The following is a 23630-nucleotide window of genomic DNA, read 5'->3' as shown; positions in this document are numbered from 1 at the left end:
GGTTCGTCCGTTTCGACGGATCAGCCGGTAGCATTTCGTCATGCCGGACGAACGACGTGCCACCGGGGCGGCGCTAGCTTCGGGAGCGTGCTCGTCCCCATGACCGGCCTCCCGCGTGCCAGCCTGGGCCGCGTCCTGGAGGAACTCGGTACCACCCTGCTCCACGTCGTCTGCGGCGACGCCGCGCTCGGCCAGGACATCGGCGGCGTCGTCATCCACGACCCGCTCGACGAACCCGAGCTGCCCGCAAACGCCCTGGTCCTCGGCGTCGGCCTGCACGACCCGGCCGACGTCGAGCGGGTCGTGACCCGGCTCGGCCGGCACGGCGCCGCCGCGCTGGTGGTCCGCGCGCCCGTCGTCGCCGACGAACGGCTCGTCGCGGCGGCGGCCCGGGCGGGCGTGACCGTGCTGGCCTTCGCCCGCGGCGCGTCCTGGACGCATCTGGCGGGCATGCTGCGCGAGCTGACGTCCGAGGGGGGCCGGCTCGACCCCGACGCGCACGCCTCGGGACCGATCCGGTCCGGCGACCTGTTCGCCGTCGCCAACGCCATCGCCGCGCTGCTCGACGCGCCGGTCACCATCGAGGACCGCAACTCGCGGCTGCTGGCCTTCTCCAGCCGCCAGGAGGACACCGACACCTCCCGCGTGCGCACGATCCTCGGCCGCCAGGTCCCCGAGCAGTACACCCGCATCCTGGAGGAACGCGGCGTGTTCCAGGCGATCTACCGCAGCGACCGGCCCGTCTTCGTGGCCCCCCTGCCCGACCCCGGCGGAACGCTCCAACCGCCCGCGCTGCCCCGGACGGCGATCGCGGTGCGCGCCGGCGACGAGATCCTCGGCACGATCTGGGTCATCGTCCCCGGGCCGCTGGGCGAGGAGCGCAGCCAGGCGCTCTACGAGGCGTCCAAGCTGGTCGCGATGCACATGGTGTGGCAGCGTGCCGACGCCGACATGGAACGGCGGCTGCGGGCCGAGCTGCTGGGCACCGCGCTGGAGAGCGGGCCCGGCTCCCTGGAGGCCGCGCGCCGCCTCGGCCTGAAGGACGAGCCGGCGGTCGTCCTGGCGCTCACCGTCGTGGGCCCGGCGGGCGAGAGCCCGCTGCCCGCGCAGCTCGCCGCCGAGCGCAGGCGGCTGGCCGACGCCTTCGCCATGCACCTGTCCGCCGTACACCCGCGGGCCGCCGCCGCGCTGGTCGGCGACGTCGCCTACGGCATCCTGCCGCTGCCGCAGAACCGGCAGGACGCCGAGGAGCGCGCGGTCCTGGTGGCCACCGAGTTCCTGGCCCGGGTCGGCTCCCGCCTGCGCCCGCTGGTCGGCGTCGGGCGGCTGGCCGGGGACGGCTCGGCGCTGGCCCGCTCACGTTCGGGCGCGGACCGGGCGCTGCGCGTGCTGCGGTCGGGCGTCGGCGGCCGGCAGGCGGCCCGCCTGGACGACGTGCACGTGGACGCGCTGCTGCTGGAGCTGGCCGACCTCGTGCCGCGCGGCGACGTGCCCAGCGGGGCGATCGCCCGGATCGTCGCCTACGACAAGGAGCACCAGACGAGCCTGGTCGAGACGCTGGGCGCCTGGCTCGACGCCTTCGGCGACGTCTCGGTGGCCGCCGCCGCGATGTTCGTGCATCCCAACACGTTCCGCTACCGGCTGCGGCGCGCCGCCGAGGTCGGCCGCCTCGACCTCGGCTCCCCGGACGCGCGCCTGTCGGCCATGCTGCAACTGCGCCTGATGTCGATCAGGTCGGCCCCGGACGACTGACCCCGCCGCCGCGCAGGCCGAGCGTCCCGATGAGGAAGGCCAGCCACTCGGCGTCCTGCGCGACCGCAACGTCGTGAGGGGTGGCCGCGCCGTGCCCGGCGTCGTCGAAGACGTGCAGCAGGATCGGCTCGTCGCCCTGCTGGGCCGCCTGGAGGCGGGCGGCGAACTTGCGCGCGTGCCAGGGCCGGCAGCGCGGGTCGGCCGCCCCCGCCTGGATGTAGACCGCGGGGAAGACGCCGGGGCGCACCAGCTCGTACGGCGACATCCGCAGCAGCCGCCGGACCTGCTCGGGGTCGTCCGGGTCGGCCCACGCCTTGCGGATGACGAAGTCGAGGTACGGGTCGCGGACGCCGCCGATCAGGTCCAGCAGCGGCGCCCGCGGCAGGACGGCCCGCCACAGCTCGGGCCGGGTGGTGACGGCGATCCCGCACATGAGCCCGCCGTCGGAGCCACCGGTCAGCGCGAGCCGGTCGGCGGCGCTCACCCCGTCGGCGATCAGGTGCTCGGCGACCGCCACGAGGTCGGAGTCGCGGACGTGCCGCCGTTCCCGGTGCGCGGCCAGGTACCAGTCCCCGCCGAACTCGCCGCCCCCGCGCAGGTACGCCTGCACCAGCACGCCCCCGGCGGCGACGAACGCGGCCAGGTCGGGCTGGTACTGGGGAAGCAGGGGCACGTTGGCCGCCCCGTACGCCGAGACGAGCGTCGGCGCGGGCCGCGCCGGGTCCAGGCCCGCCGGGCGCACCACGTGGTACGGCACCGCGACCCCGTCGGCCGCCACCGCCTGCCCGGCCGTCACCTCGGCGTCGAGGACGACCGCCGGGGCCGACAGGGTCTCCGGCGCGCTCTCGCCGGGGCGGTGCCGGTAGACGCCCCAGGAGCTGGTCAGGGTGGAGAAGGCGAAGACGAAGTCGGCCGCGGGGACGCCGGTGGCCAGGGCGGTCAGCGCGAAGAAGGGGGCGGCGAGCGCGCCCCGGCCGGGCAGGGGCACCTCCCCGGCGACGCGGCCCGCGCGGTCGATGATCCGGACGCGGGCGAACGTCCGGTCGAACTCGCTGAGGTACAGGTGCTCGCCGACCGGTGTGAGGGAGCGCAGCACGGTGTCGCCCTCGGGGACCAGCTCGGCCCATCCCGAGGGGTCGTCCGGGTCGGCGGCGTCGAGCGGGATGGCGACCACCCGTCCGCGCGGCGCGCCGACGTCGGTGACGGCCACGTAGCGGTCGCCGACGATGTGGCCGGCGACCGTGCCGGCGCAGCGGGTGACGAAGGGACGCCAGGCCGCGCCGGGCTCGGACAGGTCGCGGACCGCGCACGGGATCGGACTGCCCACCCGGTGCGCGGCCACCGCCCACCTGCCGTCCGGCGAGTACTGGACGAGCGTGTACTCGCGCGAGCCCGCCGGGACCGGGACCGGCTCCACGACGGTCTCCCCCGGCGTCCCGAGCCGGTGGGAGAAGACCGCCTGCCGGAACTCCTCGGGCGGGCCGGTGAGCGCGAAGAAGGTGAAGCCGCCGCTGTCGGGCGTCCAGGAGACGCCGCCGGCCCAGGCGCTGTGCAGGAGCTGACCGGGCGCGTCGAGCAGCCGGCCGGTGTCCACCTCGACGAGCCGGACGGTGTTGTGCTCGCTGCCGTCGACGCACACGCCGAGGGCCAGGACGCGGCCGTCCGGGGAGGGCGCCAGCCAGGACAGCACCGCCGGGCCCTCCTGGCCGCCGAACCCGGCCAGGTCGGCCACCGTCCGCCCGGGGCCGTAGGGCCGGTCGGCGACGACCACGGCGGACGCCGTCCCACCCGGCGGGGTGACCGGGCGGAACCAGCGGCCGGCCGCGTACCTGGGCAGGGTGGGGCGGGAGCCGCTGTCGTAGGCCCGGATCAGGTCCCGGACGGCGGCCGGGTCCTGGCCGTCGTGGGCGACGGCGGCGGCCAGGTCGGCCTGCCGCTGCTGCCACCGCCGCACCTCGGGCGTCTCCTCCTCCAGCCACCGGTACGGATCGGGCACGCGGACGCCCGCGACATCCTCGACGACCTCGACGGTGCGCGCGGGCGGGTAGGGAAGAGTCACGGTGCCTCCGACGGTCGGGAACGGACGGGCTGCTGTTGTGGAGAGGCGGGCTGTTCCGGAGGGGCGGGCGGGGCGGCCGGCGGGGCGGCGGCGGCGAACTCGGCCTGGAGCCGTTCGAACGCGCCGGGGACCCGGGTGACCCGGCGGACGTGGACGAGGGCGTCGTAGGCGGCCGGGAAGTCGTCCACGGGGTCGAGGCCGCCGCTCGCGAGCGTGCCGTCGATCCCGTCGAACAGCTCGGCCGGCGCGCGGCGCAGGTCGACCACGGTCACCGGCGGCCCGAGACGGTCCAGCGACGCCTCGACGCAGTTCGGCGGCAGGGTCGTCCGGGTCTGCAGCGAGACGTCGCAGTCGAACGGGCGCGGGGAGCGCTGCGTGAAACGGACCTCCGGGCCGCGGCCGTAGGTCGCGCCGACGACGACCAGGCCGGTTCCCAGGGACTCGGCGAGCAGGCCGCCCAGCGTCGGCCGGCCGTGGAAGGGCGAGCGCCGGACGTGGGAGTTGTGCGCGCTGACGACGATCCGCTCCTCCCGTTCGAGCACCCATTCCACGGTCTCGGCCATGAACCGGTCCCGGGGCCAGGGCGCGTCCGGCCGCACGTCGCCCTCGGCCTCGTCGGCGAACGCCTGGAGGGAGGCCGCGCACCGGCGCAGCACCGGGTCGTCCAGCAGGAGCGCGCGCCCGGCCAGCTCGCGCAGCCCCGCGAGGAGCCGGGCGCGACCGGCGGCGGGCATGGCCGCGTACCGGACCGCCGCCTCGGTACGGCCGCCCAGGTCGCTCAGGAGCAGCAGCTCCTCGTCGCCCGGCCCGGCCGGCATGCGGTCCAGGCACGCGCGCACCGCCGGGCCGGGCGAGGTGGACGAGCCGGGCAGGTCCATGCCGTAGAAGGAGACCTTCGCCGGGCCGCCGGAGTTGCGGCGGCGCATCCAGCGCAGGTGCCGGCGCACCGGCTCGCACTCGCCGAACCGGTAGGTGATGCCGTCGCGGGCGACCGCCGCGGCCTCCCCCGGCCCGCCGTGGACCCAGGCGTCCACGGTCAGGCCCTCGGCGAAGCCGGACTCCATCACGAACGCCGAGAACCCCAGCTCGCGCACGAGGACGCGGAACAGCCGGTCCTTGAGCCGGTGGAACTCGGTGACGTTGTGCGCCCCCTCGCCGACGGCCACCACCCTGGCGTCGCCGACCAGCTCGCGCAGCGTACGGTCGTCCGCGAGGGAGGCGGCGGCCGGGTCGAGGTGGCGCAGCGGCCGGGCGAAGGCGTCCTGGATCATGCGTGGTAGTACCAGAGCTCGGGCGTGTACAGGTAGCTGAGCAGGGCGCGGAACGACGACTGCGGGCCGGACAGTGTGTCCTTCCACACCACCAGGGTGTGCGGGGTCGGGAAGAACAGCACGGGAAGCTCCTCGGCGATCCTGGTCACCTCGGCCGACAGGGCCTTGGCGTCGGCCCCGAAGGTCGAGGCGTCGATGAGCCGGTCCACCTCGTCGTCGCGGTAGCTGCCCAGGTTGAAGCTGCCCTTGGCGTTGTACACCGTGTTGCTGCTGGGGTAGCCGGCCGCCAGGTAGAGCGGGCCGTAGTCCTGCATCGCCCATTCGTTCTTGGTGGCGGGGGCGAAGGTGTTGCCGTAGTTGGCGTACATGTAGGTGAGGGACTTGGTGACGATCTTGACCTCGATGCCGAGCTTCTTGGCCGCCGAGGCGAAGGCGACGTCCCGGGCGCCGACGTAGGCGGGGGTGTTCGCCGAGGCCAGGGTGAAGCTGATCTTCTGGCCGCGCGGGATGCCGGCGCCGCACTCGCCCGTCCCGGTGCCGGGCCGCACGCAGGTGGTGGAGCCGTTCGGGACCACCTGCCAGCCGTTGTCGGTGAGCAGCTTGGCCGCCGCCGCCGGGTCGTGCGGGTACGGCGGCGCGTCCCCGAACGCCGGCGGGTACGGCGAGCCGCTGCCCGCCGTGCTGTAGTTGGGCGAGCCGGCGCCGTTGTAGATGCCCCGGCCGGCGATGTAGCCCGGCTGGTCGATCAGGCGCTGGAACGCCTGCCGGACGTACGGCTGGGCGATGATCTTGTCGAAGCCGTTCGCCGTGTTGCCGAAGTTGATGGTCAGCGAGTCGAACCGGGCGGGCGCGGGCGCGCCGTAGACGTTGAACCCCTTGGCCTTCAGCGCGCCGATCTGGGTGATGAAGCTGGAGTCCAGCGTGCCGACGGTCAGGTTGCCCGCCTTGAACTGGTTGAGCACCGCGGCGGCCGAGGTGAAGGCCTTGAAGTCGACCTGGTCCAGCCGCGACTCACCCGGCCCGCTGTAGGACTCGTTCGGCGCCAGCGAGAACGAGCCGGTCGTCGGGTCGAAGCTCTTGAGCCGGAACGGGCCGTTGACCACCTGCCACAGCGGGTTCGTGGCGAACGTGGACTGCGACTCCGACTCCTTCGTCAGGTACTTGTAGATCGCCTTGGCGTTCTTCGGCTCGGTGTAGTCGAGGTGCGGTCCGCCGGCGCGGTCGATGTCCCACGCCTTGGACGGCATCACGTACAGCAGCGTCAGCATCGACATCAGGTACGACGGGTTGTAGGCCGTCTCCAGTTCGAGGGTCAGCGTGCCGGGCGCGGCGGCCTTGGCGGTGACCCCGTCGGGGAACTGGCCCGGGGTGTAGAAGCTCCAGTTGGCCGGGCTCTCCGCGAGCGCCGCCTTGAGCAGCGTCAGGGAGAACACGACGTCATCGGCGGTGACCGGGGTGCCGTCGGACCACTTGTAGTCCTTCATCCTGATGGTCACGGTCTTGCGGTCGGGGCTGTAGTCGGGCGGCTCGGCCAGGCTCAGCTCGGCGTCGGCCACCTGGTCGCCCTCGCCGCTGGGCCGGTAGAGGGAGCGCCACATCAGGCCGCGGGCGATGACGGTCCCGTTGGCGGCGGCCGGCGGGTAGGGGTAGATGTAGTTCGGGCTGAGGCCGGGGGTCAGCGCGACCGTGACCGTGCCGCCGTCCTTGGGCTTGCCCGACTGCGCCGGCTGGCTGGCGTAGCCGGCGGCGGCGTCCTTGGCGGCGCCTCCGCCGCCGGTGCACGCTGTGGCCAGCACCGCCACCGCGGCGGCGAGCGCCACCGCCAGGCGTGCTCGCGGCTTTCCGGACACGTGCGTCATTGCGGGCTCCTACATGTGGGGGTGGAGAAGAATGTGGGGGTGGAGAAGAGCGAAGGGGCCGTAGGGGCCGCGGCCTCGCGGGGGACGAAACGCATCAGTCGGCCCGCCGCCCGACGGCGTCGCGCAGGGCGTCGGCGAGCAGGTTGAGCGCCAGCACGGTCAGGATGATGCAGCCCCCGACCGGGTAGATCAGCCACCAGTAGTCGGCCGAGATGTAGGCGACGCCGCCGGCGAGCTGGCTGCCCCAGTCCTCGGTCGGGTACGTCAGGCCGAACCCCAGGAAGCCCAGCGCCGCCACGACGAGGATCGCGTCGGCGACCTGGAACGTGATGTTGACGATGATCACGCCGAGCGCGTTCGGGATCAGGTGGGTGAGGATGAGCCGCCGGCGGGAGGCGCCCATCACCCGCGCGGCCAGCACGAACTCCCGCACCCGCAGCGTCAGCACCTCGCCGCGGACCAGCCGGGCGGAGACCAGCCAGGAGAAGCCGCCGATGACCAGGCTCAGCGACAGGGCGTCGGCGTGGAAGCGGGCCGACAGGATCAGCACGAAGAACAGGAACGGCACCGACAGCATGACGTCGACCAGCCGCATCAGGAAGCCGTCCACCACGCCTCCGGCCAGCCCGGCGACCGCGCCGTACAGGGTGCCGATCGCGGTGGCGAACAGGGCGGCGAGCAGGCCGATCTGGAGCGACAGGCGGCCGCCGGCCATCAGCCGGCCGAGCACGTCGAAGCCGTTGGCGTCCGTGCCGAGCGGATGCCCGGGGCCGGGGGGCAGGGCGGCGTTGACCAGGTCCACGTCGATCTGGTTGGTGCGGTAGATCAGCGGCCCCAGGAAGCAGAACCCGGCGATCAGCAGCAGGAGCAGGCCGCCGGCCAGGCCGAGCGGGCTGCGCCGGAGCCCGCGCAGCACCGGGAGCCGGCGCCGCGCGGAGGGTGTCTCGGCCTCGGGCCGCGCGTCCACGTTCTGGGTGGTCATTTGCTCAGCTCGATTCGGCGGTCGGCGGCGGCGACCACGAGGTCGGCGACGAAGTTGCCGGCCACGGTCAGGACGCCGCCGACGAGGGTGTAGGCGAGCAGCACCGGATAGTCCTCGCGTTGCAGGCTGTTGAGGAACAGCAGGCCGAGGCCGGGATAGTTGAACAGCGACTCGACGATCAGGTTGCCCGCCAGCAGCGTGGGGATCAGCGTGCCGACCAGCGTGACCAGCGGCAGGCAGGCGTTGCGCAGCAGGTGGCGGAGCAGGACCAGCCGCTCCGGCAGGCCCTTGGCGCGCGCCACCCTGATGTAGTCCAGACCGAGCTGGTCCAGCGCCGAGGAGCGCTGGTACTGCGCGAACACCGCCACGCTGGCCGCGGCGAGCGTGATGACCGGCAGCGCCATGGCCCGCGGATCGGTGAAGACGACCCACGGCGAGTGCGACTGGGACGCCTCGGCCGGGAAGAACGGGAGCGCCTGGCTGAACACGGCGATCAGGATCAGCCCGAGCAGGAACGACGGCGTCGCGTAGAGCACGTACGAGGCGGCCGTGAGGAGCCGGTCGGCGACGCTGTTGCGCCTGACCGCCTGGAGCACGCCGAGCGGCACGGCGATCACCAGCGCCAGCGCCAGCCCGGCCGCCGAGAGCATCGCGCTGCGGCCGGCGTTCTGCCCGAGCAGGGTCGCCACGTTCTCGTTCAGCTTGTACGACCTGCCCAGGTCGCCGTGGGCCAGCTGGCCCAGGTAGCCGACGTACTGGGCGAGGACCGGGCGGTCGAACCCGTGCTGCCGGTTGAAGTCGGCGACCGCCTCGGGCGAGGCGCGCTGCCCGAGGACGACCCGGCCGGGGCTGTCGGAGACGAGGTGCAGCAGCAGGAAGACCACCGCGGAGATCCCGAGCAGGACGACGACCGAGATCGCCAGCCGCCGGACGACGTACCAGGTCATGACCGGGAGGCTCCCTTCAGCGAGGTGGCCGCGGGTTCGAGCGGCTGGAGCGGGTGGTGGCAGGCGACCTGATGGGTGCCGGTGACCTGCCGTGGGAGGGGTTCGGCCTGCGCGCACACGTCGTCGGCCAGGGCGCAGCGGGTGCGGAAGCGGCAGCCGCTGGGCGGGTCGATCGGGCTCGGCAGCTCGCCGCGTACGCGGGCGCCGCGCGGCTGCGGGGCCTCGGGGTCCGCGTCGGGGACGGCGGCGAGCAGGCCGGCGGTGTAGGGGTGGGCGGGAGCGCCGTACACCTCTTCGGTGGTACCGGTCTCGACCAGTTTGCCCAGGTACATGACGCCGACCCGGTCGGCCAGGTAGCGCACGACGGCCAGGTCGTGCGAGATCACCACGCTGCTGAGGCCGCGCTCGATCTGGATGCCGCGCATGAGGTTGAGCACCTGGGAGCGGATGGAGACGTCGAGGGCGCTGACCGGCTCGTCGGCGACCAGCACCGCCGGGTCGAGGGCCAGGGCGCGGGCCAGGTTCACCCGCTGCCGCTGCCCGCCGGACAGCTCGTGGGGGTAGCGGTCCATGACGCTGCCGGGCAGCCCGACGTCCCGCAGCAGCTCGCGGGCGCGGGCCGTGCGGTGGGCGCGGTCGCCCGAGCCCTGGATCGCCATCGGCTCGCGCAGGATCGTGCCGATGCGCATGCGGGGGTCGAGGGCGGCGCCGGAGTCCTGGAACATCATCTGCAGCCGGCCGCGGCGCGGCCCGAGCGCCCGCGCGCTCATCCGGCTGACCGGCTCGCCGTCGAAGATCACTTCGCCGGAGGTGGGCCGGTCGAGGGCGACGAGCATCCTGCCGAGGGTGGACTTCCCGCAGCCCGACTCGCCGACCAGCCCGAACGTCTCCCCCGCCGCCACCTCGAAGCTGACGCCCGAGACCGCCTTCAGGGTGCGGCGCCCGCCGAACAGGCCCCTGCCGCCGACCGGGTACTCGCGCCTGAGGTCGACGACGCGCAACCGCGGGTCCTCCGCCCGCCCCTGCGACCCCGCCGGGCGGGTGACGAACCGGGCCTGGACCCGCTCGGCCGGTCCGGAGGCCGGGTGGTGGCAGGCGTGGACGTGCCCGCCGTCCTCCGCCGAGGGGGCCGGACGCTCCTCGCGGCACCGGTCGGTGGCGGCGTCGCAGCGCGGCGCGAACGGGCAGCCGGGCCCGGCCGCGGTCAGGTCGGGCGGCGCGCCGGGGATGCTGAACAGCCGCTCGTCCCTGTCGTGGGTGAGCGAGGGGATCGAGGACAGCAGCGCGTGCGTGTAGCGGTGCCGGGTCCGGCCGAAGAGCACGGGGGTGGGGGCGGTCTCGGCCAGGCGGCCGGCGTACATGACGCCGACGCGGTCGGCGTGCCGGGCGATGACGCCCATGTCGTGGGTGATGAGGATCATCGACATGCCGAGCCGGGAGCGCAGGTCGTCCAGGAGGTCGAGGATCTCGGCCTGGATGGTGACGTCCAGGGCCGTGGTCGGCTCGTCGGCGATGACGACCCGCGGCTCGCACGCCAGCGCCATCGCGATCATCACGCGCTGCCGCATGCCGCCCGAGAGCTGGTGCGGGTAGTCGTCCATGCGCTCGGCCGGGCGGGGCAGGCCGACCAGGGCGAGCACCTCTGCGGCGCGTTCGCGGGCGGCCCGCCTGGAGGCGCCCTGGTGCAGCCGTACCGGCTCGGCGACCTGTTCGCCGACGCGCCGGGTCGGGTTCAGCGCGGTCAGCGAGTCCTGGAACACCATCGCGATCTCGTTGCCGCGCAGCGCCCGGTAGCGCGCGGCGGGCAGGCCGACCAGCTCCTCGCCGCCGAAGTCGATCGAGCCGCTGGTCACCCGGCCGCCGGCCGGCAGCATGCCCATGATCGCGAGACCGGTCATGGACTTGCCGGACCCGGTCTCGCCGACGATCCCCAGGGTCTCGCCGCGGTTCAGCGCCAGACTGACGTCCGAGACCGGGCGGACGACCCTGTCGCCGCGCCGGATCTCGACCGACAGGTCCCGGATCGCCAGCACGCGATCGCTCTCCAAATCCATCCGACGATAGTGGGACCCGCGCCCCCGGCGGTGTTCGTCGCGGTCATCGAACGTTGCGGACCGGGTTCGTCCGGGCGTACCAACTGATCGGCGGGTGGCGGGCATGGGAAGGGCCCGCCCGGCGCGGGTGGCGCGGGCAGGCCCTTCCGGTTCGGGTGGTTCAGGCGGACGCGCGGCGGTCGGCGCGGCCGTCATGCAGGTACAGGGCGCGGCCGGTGCCGTCGTCGCCGAGGAAGGCGATCGGCGCGTGCACGCCGCGCTCGGGTTCGAGCGGGAGCACGACGTCCCCGCGCCAGGCGGCCAGCTCGGTGCGGTACGGCACCTCGTCCAGCTCGGCGGTGATCCCGACGGGCGTCCGCCGCAGCCACAGCCGCCCGGTCTCGTCGAGGCTCACCTCGGTCTCGCAGGTGCTCGACGTGTACGTGCCGACATAGCGGGCGGCGTCGGCGGGCGGCACGGAGACCGCGCGGGGCGCCGGGGGCGCGGGCAGCCGGACCCCGCCCAGCTCGTCCAGCACGCGCCCGGCGATCTCGGCGAACACCGGCCGCGACCGGCCGCCGTTGGCGACGATCACCACGGCGACGTCGCGGCCCGGCACGACGCGCAGGCACGCCGACTGGCCGACGGTGCTGCCGTCATGGCCGAAGACCGTGCCGCCGGGCAGGTCGAACAGCTCCCACCCCAGGCCCCAGGCCGTGCCCTGGCCGATGTCGGGCAGCGTGACCTGCGGCCGGCGCATCGCCCTGACGCTCTCCGCGCTCAGCAGGCGGACGCCGTCCGGGCCGGTGCCGCCGGCCAGGTGCATCCGGGCGAAGGCCAGCAGGTCGCGCGGGCGCATCGCCAGCATCGACCCGGCGGGCGCGTTCGAGCGGGCCAGCGCCCACACCGGGGTCGGCTCGTACGGGCCGTCCGGCGTGCGCTGGACGTGTCCCACCGCCGTACGGTGGACGATCGCCTCGTAGGGGTCGTTGGCGGCGTGGGTCATGCCGAGGGGCGTGAACAGGTGGTCCCGCAGGCACGCGTCGAACGGCTTGCCCCGGACGACCTCGATGATCCGGCCCAGCACGCAGTAGCCGGCGTTGTTGTAGGAGAACATCTCGCCGGGCTCGAACAGCTGCGGCACTTCGTGCAGGGCGTCCAGGAAGCGTTCGACGCAGTCGTCGCCCTTGCCGGTGTCGGTGAAGACGTCCCCCTCGAAGCCGGAGACGTGGCACATGAGCTGCCGGGTGGTGATCCGCCGCGCGGCCCGCTCGTCGCCGATCCGGAACTCCGGGAGGTGGGCGCGCACGGGCGCGTCGAGGTCGAGCCGCCCCTCGTCGGCCAGTTGCATGGCCAGCGTCGCGGTCAGCACCTTGGTGATCGAGCCGATCTGGAACAGGGAGCCGGTGGTGGCCTCGACGCCCGTGGCCGTGCTCAGCGTCCCGGCCGCGACCTCGACCGTCTCCCCGCCCGCGGCGACCGCCACGGCGGCCCCGGGCACCTCGTTCTCGGCGAGCAGCCCCGCCAGCCGGTGACGCAGCCACGCACCGATCTCCTCCAGCTCCGGCACCGGTGTCCCCCCTGGCTCGACTCCGCCCGACCCTAGAGCCGACGGGAACAACCCGGTTCGTCCACTGCCACTATGCCTGGCCCGATTCTTCGTCGGAACGACCCAGACCGATGTGATCTATGACAGATATTTCAGTATTGCCTGACTCACTGTCATATGCGATGTTCCGCTCACAAGCCGCATGAGCGCAGCTCATGTCACCCCCGGAGAAAGGCGTTTTCCATGCGTCGAATCTCAACCCTGTTAGCCCTGGCCTCCGGCGTCTGCCTGGCACTGTCCGGCTGGGCCACCGCCGCCGAGGCCAACTCCCCGGCCGCCGCCGACCAGCAGCGCTACATCGTCCAGCTCTCGGGCGTGTCGCGCGCGCAGGTGGCGAACGAGGCGCAGCAGCAGGTCACGGCGCACAAGGGCGTACTGGTGGGAACCTACCGGTACGCCTTCCACGGCTACACGGCCCTTCTCACCCCCGACGAGGCCGCCAAGCTGAAGAGCGAGCCCGGCGTGCTCACCGTCGAGCCCGACCAGGAGGTGCACGCCTTCGCGCAGACCGTACCCAGCGGCATCAAGCGCATCTACGCCGACCAGAACATCAACCTCGACATCGACGGCACCGACGACGCCCGCGTGGACGTGGACGCGGCGGTCGTGGACACCGGCGTCGACCTCGACCACCCCGACCTGAACGTGGTGGCCAGCACCAACTGCACCAGCGGCGTCTGCTCGGGCACCGGCGACGACGACAACGGGCACGGCAGCCACGTGGCCGGCACGATCGGCGCCATCGACAACGCGATCGGCGCGGTCGGCGTCGCCCCCGGCGCCCGCATCCACGCCGTCAAGGTGCTCAACTCGGCGGGCTCCGGCACGCTGGCCGGCATCGCCGCGGGCCTCGACTGGGTCGTGGCCAGGGCGAGCACGATCGAGGTCATCAACCTGAGCCTCGGCTGCCAGGGCTGCAGCAGCTCCGCGATCAGCAACGCGATCACGAACGCCACCAACGCGGGCATCGTCGTCGTCGTGGCCGCGGGCAACAGCACGGCCGACGCCTCCGGCTTCTTCCCGGCCAACCACCCCGACGTCGTCACCGTCTCGGCCGTGACCGACTTCGACGGCCAGCCCGGCGGTCTCGTCGGGACGATCACCGTGCCGTGCCGCACCGACGGCGCCACCGACACCGACGACACACTCGCCTGGTACTCCAACTACGGCACCACCGTCGAGGTCGCGGCCCCGGGCACCTGCATCTACTCCACGTGGATGAACGGCGGCTACAACACCATCAGCGGCACCTCCATGGCCAGCCCGCACGTCGCGGGCGCGGCGGCCGTGCTGACCAGCGGCGCGAACAAGCCCACCACCCGGGCCGGGGCGCTGGCCGTACGGGACAAGCTCAAGAACACCGGCAACCTGAACTGGACCGACGACGCCACCGACGGGGTCAAGGAGCCCCTGCTCGACGTGCACGACTCCAGCCAGTACCCGCCGACGACCGGTGGCAACCAGCCTCCGGTGGCGAGCTTCACCCAGTCGTGCGACAACACCACGCGGGTGTGCTCGTTCAACGGCTCCGGCTCCAGCGACCCGGACGGGACCGTCGCCTCCTACGCGTGGAGCTTCGGCGACGGCGCCACCGGCAGCGGCGCGACCGTGTCGCACACCTACGCCGCCGCGGGCACGTACAACGTGACCCTCACCGTGACCGACAACGGCGGGGCCACGAACGCCACCAGCAAGAGCATCACGGTCGGGACCACGCCCGGGAACTGCACCGGCTACCAGACGCCGTTCTCCGGCAACCTGACCAGCGGGCAGAACGTGTACTACCCGAACAGCTCCGGGTACACGGCCGCCGCCGGGACGCAGCGCGCGTGCCTCGACGGGCCCGCCGGCGTGGACTTCGACCTGTACCTGCAGAAGCAGGGCATCCTCGGCTGGACCACGGTGGCCAGCAGCACCAGCAGCGGGCCCGACGAGACCCTGACCTACAACGGGACGGCGGGCACCTACCGCGTCCGCGTGTACGCGTACAGCGGATCCGGCGCCTACACGGGCGGCTACACCAAGCCGTAGCCGTTCGATCTCCGCGACCCCGTGCCTCCGCACGGGGTCGCCCCCCGTTCCCGCCCCCGTTGCCGCTCCCGGCGCGCCACTTCGCGGTCACTCGCGCGCGGCCGTTCTCGCCGTGAACCGGGGCTCGATCTCGGGGAAGGACCCGTCGCCGAACAGGATCCGCGCCGCCAGCGCGCGGCCGGCGCGGCTGCGCAGGGCGGCCACCGCCGCCTCCGCCGCGAGCGGCGACCGGATGCCCGCGAACACCCGCCGCAGCAGCAACCGCCCACGGAACCGGGCCCGCAGCGCGGCCCCGTCGTACTGCCTGAGCACCCCTTGATCGCCGGTGCGCAGATACTCGGCGATCACCGCCGCGGCCGGTTCGGACATCCGCAGGCAGGGGTCCAGCCCGCCGGCCGTCAGCGGCGACACCGCGCCCGCCGCGTCCCCGACCAGCAGCCCGGCCGGGCAGGCCAGCCGCCGCAGCACGCCTCCGACCGGGATCGGGCCGCCCCGCCGCTCGACCGGCCCGGTGGGCGGCGCGTCGCGGCCGGGCGCGCCGGCGGCGAAGGCGTCCAGCAGACGCCGGACGCCGGCCCGCATCGCCCCCGGTTCCCCGGCGACGCCCACGTGCGCGTGCCGCCCGTCGTCCACCACCCATCCGAGGTAACCCGGAGCCACCCGGGGGTCCAGCACGCAGTGGAACACCGGGACCGCCGGGCCCGGCGCGACCGGATGGACGATCTCCGCGCCGACGAGGAAGCGCCGGTTGACGTCCAGGCCGAGATCACGGGCCACCCGCGACCGCGCACCGTCCGCCCCCACCACGAACCTGGCCCTCACCTCGCGCACCCCCTGCCCCGAGGCTTCCAGGCGGACGAGGCCCGCCGACGTGCCCGCGTACCGCGTGCCCAGCAGGACCCGTGCCCCGGCCGACTCGGCCGCGCGGCGGGCGTGCTCGTGGACGGCCGCCATGTCGGCCACCCGGAACTCGTCCCTGTCGCTGGTGAGGTGGATCGGCGAACGCCGCGACGGCGGGTGCAGCAGCACGTCCCGGACGCCGGGCCCGAGGAGGTGGTCCGGCAGGTCGAAGTCGTCGAGCGTGCGGCGGACGAAGATCCCGGTGGTGCGGATGCCGGCCGACAGCGACCTGCGGCGGTCGACGACCATGACGTCCAGCCCTCGCAGGGCGAGCAGCCGGGCCGTGCTCAACCCGGCAAGCCCGGCACCCACCACCAGAACATCCACTGTCCTCATATTTCGGGACGTTAGGCGGGTTCCCCCTCCCGTAGGGCGGTCTGCACGGTACCCGCCCCCGACCTTCACACCCCCGCCACAAGTCCGAGGCCCGTCGGTGCACCGCGCCCACGACCGCCTCGCCCTCGCCGGTCGCCGCCGGCCGGGGGAAGCAGTACCTCCACCGCGCGGTGCCGTGCTCGACCTCGTCGACACGGTCAAGGACCGTACGCCGTGCGTGCGAGCAGGCGATCGGCCAGGCCGTCGACGTACTCGGGGGTCAGCGGGGCGGCTCCGAACAGGACGCGGAGGTACATCGGGGCCAGGATGTGGTCGACCACGTCGAGGACCTCCGGAGGGTGCTCGCCCCGGTCGCGGGCCCGGTCGAGCATGACCTGGAGCTGGCGGGAACGCTCGGCGAGGAACGCCGCGCGGGCCCGCAGACCGTCGTCGCCCGCCGACGACAGGGCGATGACCAGGCGCAGCAGGGCCAGGCCGTCGGGGCCGGTGACGTCCCTGGCCACGTTGGCCGCGTAGGCGCGCAGGTCGCCGTCCAGGCTGCCGGTGTCGGGGACGGGCGAGGTGGTGGTGAGCCAGGTGATCGCGACGTCGATGGTCAGGGCCTCGATCGTGCCCCAGCGCCGGTAGACGCTGGTGTCGGCCACGCCCGCGCGCGCCGCGACGTCGCCGACGGTGTAGTTGCCGTAGCCGCGTTCGGCGATCAGGTCGGTGACGGCCTGGTGCACCGCGGCGCGGACGCGGGCGCTGCGCCCGCCGGGACGCCTGGCGGGCTGTCGCTCTTCCATGCCCTCACCTTAACGCAGCCATGACTTGCGTTTGCGGCTTCTCGCGCCCTAGAGTCCTCGCCGTAAACGCAGCCACATCCTGCTTTAGCGGTGGGGCGACGCACCTGAAGGAGAGCACGATGACCTCCGTGATCGAGCAGATCGACCGCGCCCTCGACATGACCGGCGTCATCGTCGAGGGCCTCACCGGCGACCGGCTCGCCGCCCCCGCCCTCTGCCCGGCCTGGGACGTGCGGACCGAGCTGAACCACCTGGTCGGCGGCATGCGCATCTTCGCCGCCGAGCTCACCGGCACCGACGCCGGCGCGGCGCACGAGGACGACTGGCTCGGCGGCGACCCGCGGGCGGCCTTCGCCCTCGCCGCCCGCCTCGACCGCGACGCCTGGCACCGCCCCGGCGCCCTGGACGGAACGGTCCGCCTGGGCTTCGGCGAGCTGCCCGCGCGGATGGCCGCGCTCGTGCACCTCACCGAGGTGCTCGTCCACGGCGCCGACCTTGCCCTGGCCACCGGTCAGGAGACGCTCGTGGACGACGACGCGTGCGGCGAACTGCTCACGGTCATGCTCGCCATGGATTTCGGCGCCTTCCGGCGGCCCGGCATGTTCGGCCCCGAAGTCCCGGCCGACCCCGGCGACCCCGCCCACCGCCGCCTCCTGGCCTTCACCGGCCGCCGGCTCCCGTCCCGCTGAAGGCCGGACGGGAGCCGATCGACCAGGGCGCGGGTCAGTCCTTCACGGTGACCGTCAGAGCACCCTGCACCGGCGCGAGACCGGTCGGGCGCACGGTCAAGGTGCCGCTGTACGTGCCGGGCCCGGCGAACGACCGGTCCGACCGGGCCGTGAAGGCGTCGTTGACCCGCATGTCCGAGATGCTCGCCACGCGTGGCGTGGTCAGCGTGACCTCCTCCGTCACCCCGTCGCTCCAGGCGATCGACGCCTTGAGCCCGTCCGCGGCGTGGCCTGGCGCGGTGACCGTCCAGGTGGCCCCCGCCGGACGTCCGGCACGGACGGTGACGGGCCGGCCGAGGACCTGCAGCCGCCACGGGACGTCGGCGGTGGGGAAGAAGTTGGTCCCCGCGACCGTCAGCCGGCCGCCGACCGCCGACAACCTGGTGCTGAATCCGGCGTAGTCACGCTGGTCCTGCGGGGTCCAGCCGACCTCGGCCGTCGCGATCAGGCGCGGGAAGGAGTAGTACTGCGCCTGGCCGAGCCGCCTGATGAACTCGCCCCACATCGCCGACTCCACGCCCAGCACGGACGACTCGGCGACGCCGGGCACGTACGTGCCGGGGTCCCAGTTGTAGTGGCGGTCCAGCCCGCAGACCCCGCCGCACGCCCACGTGCCGCCCTGCGGCTGACGGGGGTCCTGCTTCTGCGGGACGTACGTGTTGGCCGCCGGGGACAGGATCGCCTTGGCCCCGCGCTCGTTGACCGCCTTGGCGACGGCGGCCAGGTTGCCGTTCCAGAACTGCACGACGGCATCGCCCTGGGGCAGGGCGGTTCCGGCGTACTCGTTCCAGCCGACGACGGTCTTGCCGAGGCCCTTCACCGCGGCGGTGAACGCGTCCACCATCTTGACGTAGTCGGCGTGCGGGGTGACGTGCGCCTCGTCCCCGCCGATGTGCAGGTACGGGCCCGGCGTCATCGCGGCGATCTCGGCGAGCACGTGCCGGGCGAACTCGTAGGTGACGGGGGCGGCGGCGTCCAGCGAGGAGTAGCCGACCGCGCCGGTGCCGTTGTGCGGGACGGTGGTCTCCCCCGGCTGGAGCCGCGGCTGCGCGCCCGCCGTGTTGAGCTGCGGGACGGAGTGCAGCGCCGAGTTGACGTGACCGGGCAGGTCGATCTCGGGGATGACGGTCATGCCGTTCTCGCCCGCGTACCGCACGATCTCGGTGTAGTCGGCCTTGGTGTAGAAGCCGGTGATGCCCGGTTCGGTGCCCCGGTCGGTCATCGCGGTGGCGCCGCCGACCCGGGTGAGCAGGCCGTAGTCGATGCCCGAGGGGTTGGTGGCCGGGTCGCCGACGGCGATGCGCCAGCCCTGGTCGTCGGTGAGGTGCAGGTGCAGCCGGTTGATCTTGAACTGGGCGGCGGCGTCGATCGCGGACTTCACCTCCGCCACCGGGTAGAAGCTGCGCGCGACGTCGAGCATCATGCCCCGGTGCGCGAAGCGCGGGTAGTCGTTGATCGTCACCGCGGGCGCCGTCCACGAGGCGGGCACGACGGAGTCGGACTCGACCCACTGCGGGAAGAGCTGGCGCAGCGTCTGGACGCCGTTGAGCGCGCCGGCGGCCGTGCTCGCGGTCAGGGCGATCCGGCCGGGGGCGACGGTGAGCCGGTAGCCCTCGTCCTCGTGCCCGGCCGGGCCCTTGCCGGGGCCGACCTCGACGACGATCGGCGCGGGGCCGTCCCCTGCGGCGACGACCGGCAGGCGGTAGCCGGTGGCCGGGCGCAGCGCCCTGGCCAGGTATTCGGCGGGCGCCCGCGCGTCCTGCCCGGCCGCGACGACCCGGGTGTTCCTGTGCAGCGTGTACGGCGTCCCGCCCTGCTCCTGGAGCGCCACCGGCTTCGGCAGCAGGCCCAGGACGGGCCGGGGCGGCGCGGGCGGCCGGTCCCAGATCTCGAACTCCGAGATCGAGTAGCCGAAGGCGGCCCAGCGCTTCCTGCCCTGCATCCGGACATAGGACACCGGGGTCTGCGAGGCCACGTCGATGACGTCGGTGCGCGGGCAGGTGTCGCGTTGCAGCGAGGCCACGTCGGTCCAGGTCACGCCGTCGGCGGAGGTCTGCAGGACGAAGTCGCGGGCACAGGCGTTCGGCCAGCGCAACGTCACGTGGTCGACCTTGGCCGGCGCGTCCAGGCGTACCTGGACCCAGTTGTCGTCGGCGTACTTGGAGGACCAGCGGGTGGCGGTGTCGCCGTCGTTGACGTGCGCGGCGGCGAAGTCGGCGCGGTCCAGTTCGACGCTGGAGGCGGTGGCGGTGCCCGCGAGGGCCAGGTTGACGGGCTCGTCGGCGGCGTAGGCGCTCGGAGCGGGCCCAAGAGCCGGGACCACGAGCGCTGCCGCGAGCGCGGCGGTCAGGAGATGTCGACGCATCGGACTCCTTCGGGAGGCGGGGGATATCGCAAAGTGTGATCACCCTCACCGATTTACGTCAAGAGACCGGAAATAAAAACCGACATCTCTCCCCTATCACCCCCTTGCGAAGCTCATGATCCTTCTTTAACGTAAACCCTCAAGAAAAATTAGCGATCGGAGAGCGAGTGACCAGTCCCCGCAACGTCCTGTTCCTGATGACCGACCAGCATCGGGTGGACACGCTCGGCTGCTACGGCAACCCCGTCGTCCGCACCCCCGCGCTCGACGGCCTGGCGGCGGAGGGCACGCGCTTCGACCGGTTCTACACGCCGACCGCGATCTGCACCCCGGCCCGCGCGTCGCTGTTCACGGGGCTGCACCCGTTCCGGCACGGCCTGCTGGTCAACCCCGAGCGCAACGGCGGCGGCCGGGACGAGGTCGCCGACGACCAGCCGACCCTCGCCGCGCCGCTGCGGGCCGCCGGCTACAACCTGGGCCACGTCGGCAAGTGGCACATCGGCCGCGAACGCGGGCCCGAGTTCCACGGCATGGACGGCGAGCACCTGCCCGGGGCGCTGAACCCCTTCGACCACCCCTCCTACGAAAGCTGGCTGAAGGAGCACGGCCATCCCCCCTTCGCGGTGGACAGCCCGATCTTCGGCAAGGCCCCCAACGGCACCGGCCGCGGCCATCTCATCGCCGGCAGGCTCCGGCAGCCGGCCGAGGCCACGATCGAGGCGTTCCTCGCCGACCGCACCCTGGAGCTGCTGGAACGCTACGCCGCGGACTTCCGCCGCACCGGCCGCCCGTTCCTGCTGTCCTGCCACTGGTACGGCCCCCACCTGCCGTACCTCATCCCCGACCGCTACTACGACATGTACGACCCGGACCTCGTGCCGCTGCCCGCCTCGATGGCCGAGACCTTCGCCGGCAAGCCCGAGGTGCAGCGACGCTACTCCGAGTACTGGTCGGCCGACAGCTTCGACGCCGACGCCTGGCGCAAGCTGATCGCCGTCTACTGGGGCTACGTGACGATGATCGACGACCAGATCGGCCGGCTCCTGACGGCGCTGCGCGAGCTGTCCCTCTGGGACGACACCACGGTCGTCTTCACCGCCGACCACGGCGAGTTCACCGGCGCCCACCGGCTGAACGACAAGGGCCCGGCCATGTACGAGGACATCTACCGCATCCCCGGCATCGTCCGGGTGCCCGGCGCGCCCGCGAAGACCGTGGACGCGTTCGCCACCCTGATCGACCTCAACCCCACCATCCTGGACCTGGCCGGGCTGCCGCCGCAGGAGCCCTGCGACGGCGAGAGCCTGCTCCCGCTGCTGCGCGGCGAGCCCGCCGAGGGCCGGGACTCGGTGGTCGCCGAGTTCCACGGCCACCACTTCCCCTACTCCCAGCGCATGATCCGGGACCGCCGCCACAAGCTGGTCTTCAACCCGGAAGGCGTGCACGAGCTCTACGACCTGGACGCCGACCCGCACGAACTGCACAACGTCTACCCCGCGCCCGCCTACGCGGCGGTCCGGCGCGAGCTGACCGTACGCCTGTACCGGGAACTGCTGCGCCGCGGCGACCCGGCCTACACCTGGATGAGCTACATGGCCGACATCGGCGAGGGCCGCGCCCCCGACGTGGACGGCGTCGCCGACGAGGTCGCATGAGGCCGCCGTCACCCCCCGATCCCTCCGTGAGACGAGAAAGGACCCCCCGATGAGGCGTCCTCGCACCCTGGTCAGCGCCCTCGCGGCGCTGGCCGTCCTCCTCCCCGCCGCCGCCTGCGGCTCCTCCTCCGGCGACGGCCCCGAAGCCAAGAGCGTGCGCTTCGGCTACATCGCCGACTTCTCCGGCGCCGCCGCGCTCGCCGCGGCCGACCAGCAGGGCCTGTGGGCCAAGCGGGGGCTGGAGCCCGACCTGAAGGTGTTCACCAACGGCCCGCTGCAGATCCAGGCGCTCGGCTCCGGCGACATCGACTTCGGCTACATCGGCTCCGGCGCGACCTGGCTCCCGGCCAGCGGCAAGGCCAAGATCATCGCGCCGAACATGCTCGGCATGGCCGACCGGGTGATCACCTACCCGGAGTCGGGCATCACCTCCGTCAAGGACCTGAAGGGCAAGAAGGTGGGCGTGCCCGAGGGCACGTCCGGCGACATGATCCTTGAGCTGGCCCTGAAGGAGGCCGGCCTGTCCGGCAAGGACGTGCAGAAGGTCAACATGGACCCGAGCACGGTCGTGACCGCGTTCAGCGCCAAGCAGATCGACGCGGCGGCCATCTGGTACCCGCTGATCGACACCATCAAGAAGAACGTGCCGGAGCTGGTCGAGCTGACCAAGAGCGAGGACTTCTACCCCAAGCTGAGCTTCCCCAGCTCGTTCGTCGCCCGCAACGAGCTGGTCTCCGGCGACGCGGCCACCGTCACCAAGGTGCTGAAGGTGCTCCAGGAGGCCAACGACTGGGTCGCCGGGCACGCGGCCGAGGCCGAGACGCTGACCGCCGCCTTCCTCAAGGCGCCGCCGCAGCAGTTCAAGGGCGCCTCGGCGGTGACGAAGATCCTGCCGACCGCCGAACTGGTCAAGCTGGCCAAGGACGGCACCGCGGCCGGCTGGTACAAGGGCCTGGCCGACCTGTTCGTCACCATGGGCAAGCTGACCGAGTCGCCCGAACCGTCCACGTACTTCACCGCCGACCTGTACGCGTCGGCCGCCGCCGGATGATCCGGACGGAGAGTTGACCGCAATGCCTTGCCCACCATCATGGTCCCATGTCGTCACCCACTGACGCGCTGCAGCGGCTGCGGCTGGTGCACGAGGACGCCGTGCTCGCCACGCTGCGCGCGGCGGGCGCGCTGAGCCGGGCCCAGCTCACCGAGCGCACCGGCCTGTCCCGCAGCACGCTGTTCGCGATCATCTCCGACCTGATGGACCGCGGTGCGGTGATCGAGACGGACTCGGTGCCCGCCGAGCCGCGCGGACGCGGCAGGCCCGCCGCCTTCGTCTCGCTCAACCCGGCCGCCGGCCTGCTCCTCGGCCTCGACCTCGGCCGCGGACGGGTCCGGCTGGCCGTGGCCAACGCCGCCCACCAGGTGGTGGCCACCGCCTCCGCGTCCCTGCCGGAGGACGCGGCCCCGCTGGAGGAGGCCGAGGCGGCGATCCGGCTGACCCGGGAGATCGCCGCCGAGCGCGGCATCGGCCTGGGCGCGCTGGAGGCCGTCGGCCTCGGCCTGGTCGGCGTCGTGGACGAGAGCCCCGCGCCGGCGCCGGTCGACGTCCCGGGCATCCCGCCGACGCTCCCGGCCTCCTACCTGCCGGTGGCCCGGCGGGTCGCCGAGGAGTTCGGCGTGCGGGTGGCCGTGGACAACAACGCCAGGCTCGCCGCGCTGGCCGAGGCCACGTGGGGCGTCGGCCGCTCGGTGCGCGACATGGTCTACGTACGCTGGTCGGTCGGCGTCGGCGGCGGATTCATCGTCGCCGGCCGGCTGCTGCGCGGCGCGCACGGGGCCAGCGGCGAGATCGGCCACGTCTCCCTCGACCCCGGCGGCGAGCCCTGCCACTGCGGCAGCCGCGGCTGCCTGGAGGGCGGTATCGGCGGGCAGGGCCTGCTCAGGGCGTGCGCCGCCCGCGGGGTGCGGCTGTCCGGCCTGGACGCGCTGGTCGCGGCCGCCCAGGACCGCGTGCCGGCGGTGTGCGAGGTCATCGTCTCGGCGGCGGCCGACCTGGGCCGCGTGCTGGCCGGCACCGTCGCCCAGCTCGACCCCGCGCTGATCGTGGTGGGGGGTGAGCTGGCCGGGCTGGGCAGCCTCGTCCTCGACCCGATCCGGGACGCGGTCTCGCGGCTGGCGCTGCCGCGCGCCCCTCGGGAGATCGCGGTCGCGCAGGCGGACCTGGGGGTGAACGCCTCCGCCATGGGAGCGATCGCCCTCCTCGTCCACGAGGAACCCTCGATCCCCGCCCACCTCCGCCCCCTGACCCCCTGACCGTCACC

General features: G+C 73.5%; 16 protein-coding genes. 6 read left to right on the top strand and 10 right to left on the bottom strand.

Annotated features, from left to right (window positions below; translation table 11 throughout):
- Nucleotides 1-87 precede the first annotated feature (87 nt).
- The gene (locus tag ACIA8R_RS47185) at nucleotides 88-1752 is read left to right on the top strand and encodes a helix-turn-helix domain-containing protein (protein ID WP_397044430.1); all 1665 of its coding nucleotides are present in this window, start codon (nucleotides 88-90) and stop codon (nucleotides 1750-1752) included.
- On the opposite strand, the gene ACIA8R_RS47180 is transcribed toward ACIA8R_RS47185, so the two are convergent.
- From ACIA8R_RS47180 to ACIA8R_RS47150, 7 genes are all read right to left on the bottom strand, one after another.
- The gene (locus tag ACIA8R_RS47180; RefSeq protein ID WP_397044428.1) at nucleotides 1730-3811 is read right to left on the bottom strand and encodes a prolyl oligopeptidase family serine peptidase; all 2082 of its coding nucleotides are present in this window, start codon (nucleotides 3809-3811) and stop codon (nucleotides 1730-1732) included. The two genes, ACIA8R_RS47185 and ACIA8R_RS47180, sit on opposite strands and share 23 nt — an antisense overlap.
- Entirely contained in the window at nucleotides 3808-5082 is a 1275-nt protein-coding gene (locus ACIA8R_RS47175; protein ID WP_397044426.1) for an erythromycin esterase family protein, read from the bottom strand. The genes ACIA8R_RS47180 and ACIA8R_RS47175 overlap by 4 nt, the downstream gene beginning before the upstream one ends.
- Complete coding sequence (locus ACIA8R_RS47170) at nucleotides 5079-6941, bottom strand: ABC transporter substrate-binding protein (RefSeq protein WP_397044424.1); 1863 nt, start codon at nucleotides 6939-6941, stop codon at nucleotides 5079-5081. Before ACIA8R_RS47170 ends, ACIA8R_RS47175 begins: the two co-directional genes overlap by 4 nt.
- A 94-nt stretch (nucleotides 6942-7035) precedes the next feature.
- Nucleotides 7036-7923, bottom strand: a complete 888-nt coding sequence (locus ACIA8R_RS47165; protein WP_364096846.1) for an ABC transporter permease — start codon at nucleotides 7921-7923, stop codon at nucleotides 7036-7038.
- Complete coding sequence (locus ACIA8R_RS47160) at nucleotides 7920-8870, bottom strand: ABC transporter permease (RefSeq protein ID WP_397044422.1); 951 nt, start codon at nucleotides 8868-8870, stop codon at nucleotides 7920-7922. Before ACIA8R_RS47160 ends, ACIA8R_RS47165 begins: the two co-directional genes overlap by 4 nt.
- Nucleotides 8867-10924 carry a dipeptide ABC transporter ATP-binding protein gene (locus ACIA8R_RS47155; protein ID WP_397044420.1) on the bottom strand — a complete coding sequence of 686 codons (2058 nt, stop codon included), beginning with the start codon at nucleotides 10922-10924 and terminating at the stop codon, nucleotides 8867-8869. The genes ACIA8R_RS47160 and ACIA8R_RS47155 overlap by 4 nt, the downstream gene beginning before the upstream one ends.
- Nucleotides 10925-11084: 160 nt before the next feature.
- Nucleotides 11085-12473: a serine hydrolase gene (locus tag ACIA8R_RS47150; protein WP_397044418.1), complete on the bottom strand. Its 1389-nt coding sequence runs from the start codon at nucleotides 12471-12473 to the stop codon at nucleotides 11085-11087.
- 222 nt (nucleotides 12474-12695) lie between these two features.
- Between ACIA8R_RS47150 and ACIA8R_RS47145 the strand changes: the two genes are divergently transcribed.
- Nucleotides 12696-14543 carry a S8 family serine peptidase gene (locus tag ACIA8R_RS47145; RefSeq protein WP_357710696.1) on the top strand — a complete coding sequence of 616 codons (1848 nt, stop codon included), beginning with the start codon at nucleotides 12696-12698 and terminating at the stop codon, nucleotides 14541-14543.
- A gap of 87 nt (nucleotides 14544-14630) precedes the next feature.
- Here the strand turns inward: ACIA8R_RS47145 and ACIA8R_RS47140 are convergent, their stop codons facing one another.
- Together ACIA8R_RS47140 and ACIA8R_RS47135 are read right to left on the bottom strand one after the other, a co-directional pair.
- On the bottom strand, nucleotides 14631-15779 hold the full coding sequence (locus ACIA8R_RS47140) for an NAD(P)/FAD-dependent oxidoreductase (protein ID WP_364096861.1): 1149 nt from the start codon (nucleotides 15777-15779) through the stop codon (nucleotides 14631-14633).
- Between the two features lie 197 nt (nucleotides 15780-15976).
- On the bottom strand, nucleotides 15977-16564 hold the full coding sequence (locus ACIA8R_RS47135) for a TetR/AcrR family transcriptional regulator (protein WP_364096864.1): 588 nt from the start codon (nucleotides 16562-16564) through the stop codon (nucleotides 15977-15979).
- 119 nt (nucleotides 16565-16683) lie between these two features.
- Here ACIA8R_RS47135 and ACIA8R_RS47130 point away from each other — a divergent pair, with 119 nt between their 5' ends.
- Complete coding sequence (locus ACIA8R_RS47130) at nucleotides 16684-17253, top strand: TIGR03086 family metal-binding protein (RefSeq protein WP_397044415.1); 570 nt, start codon at nucleotides 16684-16686, stop codon at nucleotides 17251-17253.
- Nucleotides 17254-17287: 34 nt separating this feature from the next.
- On the opposite strand, the gene ACIA8R_RS47125 is transcribed toward ACIA8R_RS47130, so the two are convergent.
- Nucleotides 17288-19657 carry a family 20 glycosylhydrolase gene (locus ACIA8R_RS47125; protein WP_397044414.1) on the bottom strand — a complete coding sequence of 790 codons (2370 nt, stop codon included), beginning with the start codon at nucleotides 19655-19657 and terminating at the stop codon, nucleotides 17288-17290.
- A gap of 167 nt (nucleotides 19658-19824) precedes the next feature.
- Between ACIA8R_RS47125 and ACIA8R_RS47120 the strand changes: the two genes are divergently transcribed.
- From ACIA8R_RS47120 to ACIA8R_RS47110, 3 genes are read left to right on the top strand one after another with little or no spacing between them, the layout of a single operon-like run.
- Nucleotides 19825-21312 carry a sulfatase-like hydrolase/transferase gene (locus ACIA8R_RS47120; RefSeq protein WP_397044412.1) on the top strand — a complete coding sequence of 496 codons (1488 nt, stop codon included), beginning with the start codon at nucleotides 19825-19827 and terminating at the stop codon, nucleotides 21310-21312.
- 49 nt (nucleotides 21313-21361) lie between these two features.
- On the top strand, nucleotides 21362-22363 hold the full coding sequence (locus tag ACIA8R_RS47115; RefSeq protein WP_397044410.1) for an aliphatic sulfonate ABC transporter substrate-binding protein: 1002 nt from the start codon (nucleotides 21362-21364) through the stop codon (nucleotides 22361-22363).
- 47 nt (nucleotides 22364-22410) lie between these two features.
- Complete coding sequence (locus ACIA8R_RS47110) at nucleotides 22411-23622, top strand: ROK family transcriptional regulator (protein WP_357705703.1); 1212 nt, start codon at nucleotides 22411-22413, stop codon at nucleotides 23620-23622.
- Nucleotides 23623-23630 lie beyond the last annotated feature (8 nt).

The sequence above is a fragment of the Nonomuraea sp. NPDC051191 genome (assembly GCF_044455665.1).
Lineage (GTDB): Bacteria > Actinomycetota > Actinomycetes > Streptosporangiales > Streptosporangiaceae > Nonomuraea.
The sequence above is the reverse complement of the archived record's forward strand: the minus strand, read 5'-3'. Positions and strand labels throughout refer to the sequence as shown.